General features: G+C 56.8%; 9 protein-coding genes. 4 read left to right on the top strand and 5 right to left on the bottom strand.

Translation table 11 applies throughout. The features are described from left to right. Positions 1-153: 153 nt before the first annotated feature. Positions 154-801 (top strand): helix-turn-helix domain-containing protein, encoded by a 648-nt coding sequence (locus J0A90_RS18335; RefSeq protein ID WP_207037152.1) that lies wholly within the window; start codon positions 154-156, stop codon positions 799-801. Between the two features lie 41 nt (positions 802-842). Here the strand turns inward: J0A90_RS18335 and J0A90_RS18330 are convergent, their stop codons facing one another. After that, positions 843-1,541 carry an RES family NAD+ phosphorylase gene (locus J0A90_RS18330; RefSeq protein ID WP_233076930.1) on the bottom strand — a complete coding sequence of 233 codons (699 nt, stop codon included), beginning with the start codon at positions 1,539-1,541 and terminating at the stop codon, positions 843-845. A gap of 171 nt (positions 1,542-1,712) precedes the next feature. Continuing rightward, positions 1,713-2,249: a hypothetical protein gene (locus tag J0A90_RS18325; RefSeq protein ID WP_207037150.1), complete on the bottom strand. Its 537-nt coding sequence runs from the start codon at positions 2,247-2,249 to the stop codon at positions 1,713-1,715. A 531-nt stretch (positions 2,250-2,780) separates the two neighbouring features. On the opposite strand from J0A90_RS18325, the gene J0A90_RS18320 reads away from it, so the two are divergent. After that, positions 2,781-3,344 (top strand): tyrosine-type recombinase/integrase, encoded by a 564-nt coding sequence (locus J0A90_RS18320; RefSeq protein WP_233076929.1) that lies wholly within the window; start codon positions 2,781-2,783, stop codon positions 3,342-3,344. On the opposite strand, the gene J0A90_RS18315 is transcribed toward J0A90_RS18320, so the two are convergent. The 3 genes from J0A90_RS18315 to J0A90_RS18305 all read right to left on the bottom strand — a co-directional run bounded on the left by J0A90_RS18315 (position 3,341) and on the right by J0A90_RS18305 (position 5,366). Further along, complete coding sequence (locus tag J0A90_RS18315) at positions 3,341-3,784, bottom strand: helix-turn-helix domain-containing protein (protein WP_233076928.1); 444 nt, start codon at positions 3,782-3,784, stop codon at positions 3,341-3,343. The genes J0A90_RS18320 and J0A90_RS18315 overlap by 4 nt on opposite strands. Before the next feature lie 69 nt (positions 3,785-3,853). Beyond that, positions 3,854-4,735, bottom strand: coding sequence for a replication initiation protein (locus J0A90_RS18310; protein ID WP_233076927.1), 882 nt, complete (start codon positions 4,733-4,735; stop codon positions 3,854-3,856). Positions 4,736-5,219: 484 nt separating this feature from the next. Next, entirely contained in the window at positions 5,220-5,366 is a 147-nt protein-coding gene (locus J0A90_RS18305; RefSeq protein WP_233076925.1) for a hypothetical protein, read from the bottom strand. A gap of 1,183 nt (positions 5,367-6,549) precedes the next feature. Between J0A90_RS18305 and J0A90_RS18300 the strand changes: the two genes are divergently transcribed. Continuing rightward, positions 6,550-7,209 (top strand): hypothetical protein, encoded by a 660-nt coding sequence (locus J0A90_RS18300; protein WP_233076923.1) that lies wholly within the window; start codon positions 6,550-6,552, stop codon positions 7,207-7,209. Positions 7,210-7,336: 127 nt separating this feature from the next. Beyond that, positions 7,337-7,537 (top strand): antitoxin Xre/MbcA/ParS toxin-binding domain-containing protein, encoded by a 201-nt coding sequence (locus tag J0A90_RS18295; protein WP_207037153.1) that lies wholly within the window; start codon positions 7,337-7,339, stop codon positions 7,535-7,537. Positions 7,538-7,661: the final 124 nt, after the last annotated feature.

Here is a 7,661-nt window from a genome sequence, read left to right as displayed (position 1 = left end):
CGTCCTCAGGCCACCTATTCGGTCCAGATAAGCCGCGTAACCCTGGTCCCGGGGTGAGGAGCGAAGGGGGGAGGGGGTTTGACGATTTGCATGTCAAGGGATACTATTTAAACGTCAAACACAAGGCCATCAGGCCAGAGAGGCCCCAACGCCATGAGCACCAACGCTTCCGTCCACGAAGCCATTGTTAATTTAGAAGATAGGCTACAAAAAGGTAGTCAAAACTCTGCTGCGACAGCAGTTCGTCTTTTGAAGATTATGACGAGTGTTGTAGAGTCTTGGGATAAAGAACATTTTGTAGAAGACACAAGCTCATTAACTGATTATGAGTTGCTCGCCAAATTCGTTATAAGAGGAGCGGAGGATAGCCCTTCAAGCTCCAGAGAAAAGCGTAAAGTCTCTCGACGTATTGCGGCTAGAGCTAGGTTCATTGGGAAGATCAATGAAATCTGCGGATTATATAAGGCAAAACAAGCTGCAGATATTATGGGCGTGAGCCGGCAGACGGTACATAATCATATTGCAAATAGAAAGCTTGTTGCAATAAAAGAGGGGAATGACAACTTAATCCCTGGTTTTCAGTTTGATGAGAAAGGAAAGATACCCCACCTGGAAGAAGTTATTGGAATTCTGAAAAATGTTAGTCAGGAAGCAAAGTGTAGCTTTTTCCTTAATCCTATTCACATGAAAGATGGCTCAGAACCTTTGCTTTATGAGGTTTTGAAGCGAGGTGCAAAAGAAGAAGAAATGGAAATAATAAAGCGTGAGGCAAAACTTTTCCTAACTAACGATGCCAGCTAAAAAAGCAGCGCCCTGCTTCCTCAGGCGCGCTGCTAAAGTCGTTACGGATTGCTCATTACTTCGTAACCAAGTATTTCCGTCAATACTTCTTCGGCATCTGCACAGTCAGAATCTATCTCCGGCATATAGCCACGAAATTTATATTCTGAGAGGTTAATCATTTCACCTTCCGATACTGTGTTTTGTTCACCTGGCGCTACCCAAAGGGCATAACACAAGCGTCCATCGGGATGGTGGCGTGATTCATAGATAATGCCGTCAAATCGATTTCCGGATAACCTTGAAACAACCCTCACGATTTCTTGTGTAAGTGTGTAATCCGGCCCGGTGATTTTGTCTAGGGTGATGCGAAGCCGTGAGAGAGATACCTTTAAATCCAGCAGATTAAGCTCTCTCTCGACTTTTACTTCACACATGTTCCGCGAAGCTATGTCGGCTTCGTTGAACATCCATCCTATGCCGTGCGCATTGTTGGAGTACCTTCTTTGTGCGAAAGTCTCGGCTAATGCTCCAGTAGGATGTTCTGCCCCGTACCAGACCATCATTACTCCATCGGGATCGTTATACCTTCCCAAACCCACTGAGGGAGCTGAGAAATGGTTTGCCGTAGGGTGCCTTGCATCCTGGATTCGGTACATTTTAGTACCTACTTTCAGTTGCTTAGCCGGCAGCTTTCCGTCCTTATGGAGGTTTTCCACAAGATTCTTAATTTTTGTTGATTCGTCGTCGTGACTTCCCATATTTTGTTACTCCATTGAAAGGGTGTTTTTCCATAAGATCACCGTTATGGTTGCTTGCGATTAGATAGAACACTGCATGGTGCAGTGGCGCTAAGGTTAGTCCTTACCGCAAAGTTAGATTATCATGTTTGCCGCATTTTGACGATAGCTATATAAAATTTTACTACATAATCATTTCTCCTCTTTATCAAGATTTTCTTTCGGCCAATCGGCCCCTACCTCATGCATCCTCATGCATAGTGTTCTGTATTCTGCTTCGTACAGATCGTTTTTCTTGGCTTGTAAGACTGAAAATGGGTTTACAATCATTATGTATTGGAACTCATTGTTCCCTTTGCTTTTTGTTTTTATAAACCCGAGTTCTTTTAGCTTCCTAATTCGCTGTGTAAGTGAGTAAATGGCTCGCTGGCCAGAAAAACCTGCTTCGTAAGCTAGATCTTCTTTATCTTTTATTTCGATACAGCCTTCGTCCCAAACACGGCACCACAATGCGAAATATGTTGGTGAAACTGGAGTTCCTTTCCCTGCCAGCCGATCTGCTAGACGCCCAATATGCGGGAGTACCCTGGGAATTGTGGTGTAACCATCATTCTCAGTACGGTCCCATACCGGTGTGTTGTGGAGATCGTCACCCCAAATGCTCTCAAGTAGAAGTCGCCGCTTTTCCGATTGTTTCTTTTTGCCTGCTGCCTCGGACCGTTTGGACATTCGCTATCTCCATCTCAACGCATGACTGAAATTCTAGCAAAAAATTCTTTAAAATCAATTAGTTATTAAAATAACCACGAGTATTAAAGGGTTCTTTTTCGGGTTTTCTTATGGGGGCATGCCCGCATTGATATTTAATCACGATAGAATTAGTTCGCATATTTATGCGAATAAAGTTTCGTAAGTACATGATTTAATTATTTTTTCCATGATTTTTGTGTGCTCAATATTGCTCCTTGTGCTATGTGTGCTCATTGGTGCTCGATTGTGCTCCATGGGATTCCAAAGGGGCAGAGAGGCAGGTCAAGCACCTAGCTGAAGCCTGGCTGGATGCACTACGGATACGGGGCGTAGCATTTCCAATGCGCACCGTGGCCGCTCTGAATGAAATGACGTGCCTCGATGCGACTGCTACTGTCTGGCTTTTAACTGAAACCCGGACAGTTCCCGCGACCAGGAGCGCTCCCGCCCGTGCCCGACAGGCCCCGACACCCCGCCCCGACCGTCCCCCCAGCCACTGAAACCCGGACAGTGCGCGGCCGCGCCGCCAACGACGCGGTGCGCGGCCGGCTGCACCTGACCCGCGACGAGGTGCACCGGCTGATCCGTGCCGCCCGCGATAACCGCCATGGCCCGCGCGACGCGCTGATGCTGCGGCTGGCCTTCGAGCACGGTCTCCGGGTCTCGGAGCTGGTGGGACTGCGCTGGTCGGCCGTCGACCTGGTGCATCATGAGCTTCGCGTCACCCGCGCCAAGGGCAGTCTCGACGGCACGCATCCCCTCCAGGGCGACACGGTGCGGGCGCTGAAGCGCTATCAGCGCGACAGCGGTCGCGCGGCGGGGCTGGTGTTCGTCAGTGAGCGCGGGGCGCCGATCAGTGCCGACGGCTTCCGGCGCCTGCTGCACCGCCTCAGCGAGCGGGTGCTGGGCGTGAAGTGGCATCCGCACGCCCTGCGTCACGCTTGCGGCGTGCACCTGATCAACCAGGGCGTGGATCTGCGCATCGTGCAGCAGTACCTGGGCCACGCCAACATCCAGAACACGGTGGCCTATACCGCTCTCACCGGGCGGCCGTTCGAGCAGCTGAGCTTCTAGCGATTGGAGGAGTCGTCGGACTGGCGATCGTGGTCGCGCAGGGACTGGACCAGCGAGCGAAGGCCGTGGGGGTCTTCATCCTTGGGCGGTGTTGCGGGTGTTGTCTCGGGAGGTGGTGTCGCGGGTTGTGCAGCAGGAGGCGGCGGCAATTGACGGAGCTCGGCGACTTCCTGGCGAAGGGCGACAAGCTCACTGTGCATGGCATGTAACGCCTGCAACATCGCCTGTTGCAGGCCTTCCTGTTGAGGGGTTGCAGGTGGTTGCACATTGTCTGGCAGATGCTCGGGCTCGCCGTAACATCGGATCAGCTCAGCCATTTCCAGGACGCGGGTTCCATCCCCTCGGAACCCGCATGATAGGCGGCCTGCCTCAATATGGCGGTGTATCGTAGAACGATGTTTGCCGTACAGCTTGGCCGCCTTCGGGATAGTCAGTTGCATGGATGCCTAGTTGGTTGCAGGTCTGCCGTTGCAGACATCCTAGCCTGACTTTCAGAGAGGCGTGAAAAATCACGCCTCAGCAACGTGTTTGCTTTTGCGCTCCTCGAGGATTCTCAGTGCGGCGTCTTCGTGAGATTCACCCGGCCTAGCATGCGCTTCGATAACCGCCATAGGAATCCCGTAGATCGACCCTGAGGCGTCGGGAGCCCCTCCCCCTGCCTTCCCCTTGGTCTTGCCTCTGCGCGGCTTCTGGGAGGCTTTCTGGGCTTTCTCGCCGAAGGTGAATGCCAGGTGGGATACGCGGCGACCGGTCTTGCGCTGATCCCACTTCACCCATAGGGGGCTGTGCTCATTGATCTGTGCCACGGCGGGCTCTATCACGCGGCGCTTGAAATCCTTGAGTGCTGGGTATTTGTCGCCGAGCTGGAAAGAGTCACGTAGCCACTCGATCGCTACCTCTCGTTTACCTGCATCCCTCCATTGGCATAGCAGCTCATACAGCCGTATAGCGTGGGAACTGGTCATCTTGGCCACATCGGACAGGGCGTAGCGAGTGAACCGCTCCGAGAGCTGCGTGAGGTACGGCAGCATGTCTTTAGTGAAGCGCAGTTCTATGTGGCCCTCTGACTCGATATAGGCGATGGATTGCACCCAGCCCGTGACTAGTGTTCTAGGCCGCTGCCCATCTCCGTTGGGAAATTCTCGCAGCCACACCTCTCGACGTTTCAAGCGAAGGGCGGCATCCGCTACTTCCTTGTAGGTGGAATGGGAGTCAGTTCCCACCAGTGCGGCATAGTCGGCCACGCTGACGCGATACATCACTTCATCGGTAAGCGTCTGGTCCCTGCGCACCTGGGAGATGCAGCACAGCATGATGCGTTGTTCAGCGGGGGTTAGGCGGTAGGATGCCTCGACCAGAGCGTTGCTTTTATAGACTTGGGGCTGATTCATCCTTGGAGCTCCAACTCGAGGAGGGTGTTAAGCCCTTCCGTTTTAGGGACATTATAATAGTGTCCCCTTTTACCCTGAATCTGTCCCCTCAACAACCCTGAATCCGTCCCCTTTTGACCCTGAATCCGTCCCCTTCTAACCCTGAACCCGTCCCCTTTTAGCTCTAAAAACCATTCCATTTCAAATACTTATAGACCCTAAAAGGGAAAAGTAAAAAGTACAGAAAAGAGCGCATACGCGCTCACCTACCCTCCGGGCTCGTTCCTCGCCCTCCGCCCCGCCTTCGGCGGCCTGGGTGGCCTGCGGCCACATGAGGCCTCGACAAGTCGAGAGATCGGCGCGATCGAGGCGCTACGCGCCTGCGCGCCTCAGATCCGGCCTGGCCGCTAAAGCGACAAGCCTCACGACACGCATCACCGGTAGTGCGGGTACGAGGGCGCCTACGGCGCGGTTAGGCAGAAAGAGATAGGGGACGGGGTGACACTCAGTGGCGGGAGAGGTTACGGCGTGCTTTGTGGGATGAGCGCTGTTGGGCTTGATGGCCACTACGCAGGATCTGCACGAAGGTGAAGCCGCAGACCGCCGTCATGAGCACGGCGAATGCCAGAATGAGCCAGCTGAGGGGAGTCATGGGAGGCATCCTCGGGATGGGGTAACTGCCCCTATCCTAGCAGCCGGCGTCCCTGGGCAGGGAAGGGGGAGAATGCCCCTCCGAAGAGGGGCGTTGAATACCTCCTGAATGAATCTCACGGCCGGTCCTGCGCGGTGCGATGGTCGGTTAATGAACACCAGGTGCCACCCTGGTCAAACGCTCATCCGGTCTTGGCGGTGCCACCCGCCGTGCCGGTTGTCATCGATGTTGCCGTTCTTGCCTGCTGCGAGGGAGGAGTGCCCCTCCCACACTCGCTGGCGTCTTTCGTGTGCCCTGGTTGCCCAGGATCTCGCTGGGGGCTTCGGCCATATCGCCCGTCAGCTCGAACACTACTAAACGCCGCTCCCACCCTTAGCCTCACCGGTGCCACCCGGTTCCTCGGCCGTAGGGTTTCCCACGTTAGTCACGCCCTACTGCGTACCTCATCGCCACTGTGCTCCGTCACGGTGATGTCTAGTGCTGTGCACCTCGCCGGCATCGCCGGTTTTCAGGGGCCCAAGATTCCAAAACGGCTCCCTTACTCCACCGCCACTTCCTCGCACATGGCCAGCTCCCGAAGAGCATGGCTATGAAGCACTCCGAACAGCACCCTCGTGGGGCGCCGTTACCTGCTTGAGCTATTCGTCGACCCAGGCGGCTTGCGCCTCCTGGTGCCGCCAGACCGGTCCTTTCGGCTGTCTGACCCGCTGGGGTTTCCCCCAGCGCCGCGCCCACAGGTTCGGCATGCGTTCGACGGTCTCCCGCCGCCCGCCGGTGGGGCTCACACCCACTTTCGATGCGTGACAGGGCTCTTCCGGTTACCCGGCTGCCCGTGTCCGTGTCGCCCAATCCCGGTGCCCTGGATTGGGTCGAACGAGGCATTTCAGCCTCGAGCGCCCGTTGCCTCGCAGCGAGCGGAATTACCCGCACTGCGCGACGGCGAGTTGGTCACGGTTGGCACTCGTGACCAGCAGCAAACAAGGGGGTGGCAGCCCCTCGCGTGAGGGGCTGGCACACCCCGTGGTTTGGCACTCGCCGACAGATAGGGGCCGAGGTGACAGCAGTGGGGCGGCGCGCCCTGGAATCTTTTATATGCGTGCTCTCCGCACCGGTAATCATGTTATTCAGGCCCATGGTGTCAGCGCGCGCCCTACCTCCTGGTACCCACTCACCGGGAGGTCACATGGGATCGATACGTCACAAGAGCGCGGCCATGCAGCGCGTCCAGGATCTGGTGCGCCGCGGCTACGTCCGCTGGACCGCGGGGGTAGTGCCGCGGGGAAAGATCGCTCGCCTGGCGGCCAAGTTCGATGCGCGCTATGGCACCTCCGCCGACCGTAACGAACGGCGGCGACGGCGCCGCCATGGGGCCGGCAACGGCTTCCTGGTGGTCTACCTGCTGGCGCGGCAGCCCTATGCGGTGTGGTGGCTGCTGGTCGATGATGACCATCCGGCGAAGCACTACGAGGATCTGCAGGATGCTCGAGAGGTGCGCCTCACCATGCCGAACCCGTACTGGTGCCCGGAGCTGTGGCAGGCCGACTATGAGCTGGTTCGGCTGGACAATCGCTGGACCTGGCGCATGCTCGAGGAGCGCCGGGCCGAGTGGCAGACGCGCCTCCGCGAGGCGGTGCGTTGTGGCGATCGCGATAGCCGGCAGCTCCAGGTGCGGCAGGCCGTCTACAGCCTGAGCAAGCTGCCCGGGTTCCGCGGCATTCGGCAGGACGCCCATGGCTTAATCCGACTGCTGAAGAGCGATTGGCAGCGCGTGCGTCACAAGGGCGAGCCGCTACCGGCGACGCCTCGGCTGCCGCCCTACGTGCGCCGAGTCAGGCATGAGTAGGTGGGGATGTTGCACCGAAGGCCCCTAGACCGATCCAGGTGACCGGTGGGGGTGTTGCACAGCTCGGCCTTGAGGATAGGCCGGAGCGGCGGTGGTGCTGTACGACGGTATGAAAGGAGAGGGTGATATGTCAGGTGCTCAGAAGGACGAAAACGTTGTCTGGCGGGCGGCGCTTGAGCTGTTTGAGGGGGATCGGGCCGCAGCAGAGCGCTGGCTGCATCGAGAGGCCAAGGGATTGGAAGGCAAGCGCCCTGTCGATGTCATGCAGGAAGATCCTCGGCAGGTACTGGATCTGATCGGGAGACTGGAACACGGCGTTGGGAGCTGATCCTCCTGCACGGCCGCCAGACACCAGTGGGGATGCTGCACCGGAAGCGTCCTCAGGCCACCTATTCGGTCCAGATAAGCCGCGTAACCCTGGTCCCGGGGTGAGGAGCGAAGGGGGGAGGGGG

This window comes from Salinicola sp. DM10, assembly GCF_017306975.2.
Lineage (GTDB): Bacteria > Pseudomonadota > Gammaproteobacteria > Pseudomonadales > Halomonadaceae > Salinicola.
Note: the sequence above shows the minus strand (reverse complement) of the source record. Positions and strands in the feature narration are given on the sequence as shown.

Coding starts and splice junctions, on each gene's coding strand:
- J0A90_RS18335 (WP_207037152.1), top strand. CDS start 154: ATGAGCACCAACGCTTCCGTCCACGAAGCCATTGTTAATTTAGAAGAT.
- J0A90_RS18330 (WP_233076930.1), bottom strand. CDS start 1,541: ATGGGAAGTCACGACGACGAATCAACAAAAATTAAGAATCTTGTGGAA.
- J0A90_RS18325 (WP_207037150.1), bottom strand. CDS start 2,249: ATGTCCAAACGGTCCGAGGCAGCAGGCAAAAAGAAACAATCGGAAAAG.
- J0A90_RS18315 (WP_233076928.1), bottom strand. CDS start 3,784: ATGCAACTGACTATCCCGAAGGCGGCCAAGCTGTACGGCAAACATCGT.
- J0A90_RS18310 (WP_233076927.1), bottom strand. CDS start 4,735: ATGAATCAGCCCCAAGTCTATAAAAGCAACGCTCTGGTCGAGGCATCC.
- J0A90_RS18305 (WP_233076925.1), bottom strand. CDS start 5,366: ATGACTCCCCTCAGCTGGCTCATTCTGGCATTCGCCGTGCTCATGACG.
- J0A90_RS18300 (WP_233076923.1), top strand. CDS start 6,550: ATGGGATCGATACGTCACAAGAGCGCGGCCATGCAGCGCGTCCAGGAT.
- J0A90_RS18295 (WP_207037153.1), top strand. CDS start 7,337: ATGTCAGGTGCTCAGAAGGACGAAAACGTTGTCTGGCGGGCGGCGCTT.